3 protein-coding genes and 1 pseudogene are annotated in these 1,655 nt (G+C 43.2%); 1 reads left to right on the top strand and 3 read right to left on the bottom strand.

What is annotated here, in order from left to right; translation table 11 throughout:
- Nucleotides 1–312 precede the first annotated feature (312 nt).
- From ABCM67_RS16185 to ABCM67_RS16195, 3 genes are read right to left on the bottom strand one after another with little or no spacing between them, the layout of a single operon-like run.
- Nucleotides 313–510 (bottom strand): hypothetical protein, encoded by a 198-nt coding sequence (locus ABCM67_RS16185; RefSeq protein ID WP_004295503.1) that lies wholly within the window; start codon nucleotides 508–510, stop codon nucleotides 313–315.
- Between the two features lie 10 nt (nucleotides 511–520).
- Nucleotides 521–796: a type II toxin-antitoxin system YoeB family toxin gene (locus ABCM67_RS16190; RefSeq protein WP_004327436.1), complete on the bottom strand. Its 276-nt coding sequence runs from the start codon at nucleotides 794–796 to the stop codon at nucleotides 521–523.
- Nucleotides 793–1,044, bottom strand: coding sequence for a hypothetical protein (locus ABCM67_RS16195; protein ID WP_004295507.1), 252 nt, complete (start codon nucleotides 1,042–1,044; stop codon nucleotides 793–795). Before ABCM67_RS16195 ends, ABCM67_RS16190 begins: the two co-directional genes overlap by 4 nt.
- 412 nt (nucleotides 1,045–1,456) lie before the next feature.
- Here ABCM67_RS16195 and ABCM67_RS16200 point away from each other — a divergent pair.
- A pseudogene (locus ABCM67_RS16200) lies at nucleotides 1,457–1,655 on the top strand (replication initiation protein); the annotation flags it as partial.

The following is a 1,655-nucleotide window of genomic DNA, read 5'->3' on the forward strand; positions in this document are numbered from 1 at the left end:
GGGACAAACTCCGGCAGTATTCCGATACGCTTAGACTGCACCGGGCTGCCTGCTCCGCAAGTGCGTCCTTTTCAAGTTCGGTACACCGGAATGTAATCTTTTCGTTCCGTCTTAGTTCCATGCCACAAAGGTAATCTTAAAATCCTTTTGAGCAAAGCGAGAAAGGCAAGAATGTCCGACAAGGACACTTCTTGCTATATATACACATGCCGCATGGGAATACATCCACGCCAACCGCCCAGCAAAAAGCCCCGGCGTGTTAGAAAATCCCCCACAGCCTAACAAATTCTACCCCATTTCTACCCAAGGGGATTACACGCCGCAGAAGTCATCCGGGAACATGTCTTCCAGTTCGTCCAAATCAATGGTTTCTTCTTCGGACACCTCCACCCATTCAATGTTTTCTTTCCCTCTTATCGCACATGAGTACATCTCGGCGGCGGCAAGAGAAGAGAACACCTCGTGCATAGGCTCGCCGTTCTCTAACCAGTAAACACAATATTCGACCATAACAGTTTTATCATTTATCGTTGTAATGCCCCTCTACCTCCAAGATGTAGACCTCTACCACTTCCTCGTAAATGTCATAGATTATCCGGTCATGGGCGGTAATGTGTCGAGACCATGTAATATCCCCACCGCCCCTTAACGCTTCGGGATGCCCAAGCCCAGTCTTAGGGTGCTCTAACAATTCTTTGTAGATTTTCTTATACTTCTTGAACAAATTGGGGTTTGATTTCTTCCATTTGGCAATCACCTTATCCACCCCGTCGGAAACCCTAATTGTGTACATCATAGACTATCGAAATAAGCGTCAATATCCTCACTGCTTTTGAGGGTAACACACTTTCCGGATTTGATTTCTTCCCTTGCCTTGTCAATCCTTGCTTGCAGCTCCGGGGTTATCATCAAATCTTCACGACCAACTTTTACCAAAGCGTAAATCTCGTTTTTCCTGCGAATTAGTACCTGCTCGCCATTGTCAGCTTTGGTGAAAGACGCTGCGAGGTTGTTACGGTATTCTCTTACTGATAATGCTTCCATATCTGTTTGCTTTTAAATTCAGCACAAAGATAGCTATATTTCAATAAAATACAAACATTTTGTACACAAACGTGTACACGCCATAAAAACCCGTTTCCAATCCTACCGCCCGTTGGTTGGTTTTGCTTTGCTCTTTTTCCCTATCGTTTTTCTTTTTCCGACAGTAAATCAACCACTTAGCTCTATAAATTCCCCTTGTCTGTTATAAGCATCGTCTGTAATATGCTCTATCACTTCTTCGCAAACGCCCATAAATAAAGGGATTAGAACATGTGTTTCCCCACACTTTGGGAGTTTAGTCCCCACACTTTGGGAGTTTAAAAGTAAATTAGTCCCCACACTTTGGGAGTTTTACCCCTCTTTTTTTGTTTTAATGTGGGGATTGTGTATATTTGCAGCAAATCAATCGTTTATGAAAAAGAAACTACCTATTACCAAGAATAAAGATGTTGTTGTTTCATGGGTATATACATGGTCAAAACAGCAAGACATGTCCATACACGAACAAAGAATAGTTCTTCGCATACTGGAAGCGTGCCAAGCTGAACTAAAGGGAGTAAAACTGAAAGATTATGCAGGCACGAAACGCAAGTTTGAGCATGGACTTTGGG

The organism is Blautia sp. 2227st1_G12_2227SCRN_220401 (genome assembly GCF_039062885.1).
GTDB lineage: Bacteria > Bacillota > Clostridia > Lachnospirales > Lachnospiraceae > Blautia_A > Blautia_A fusiformis.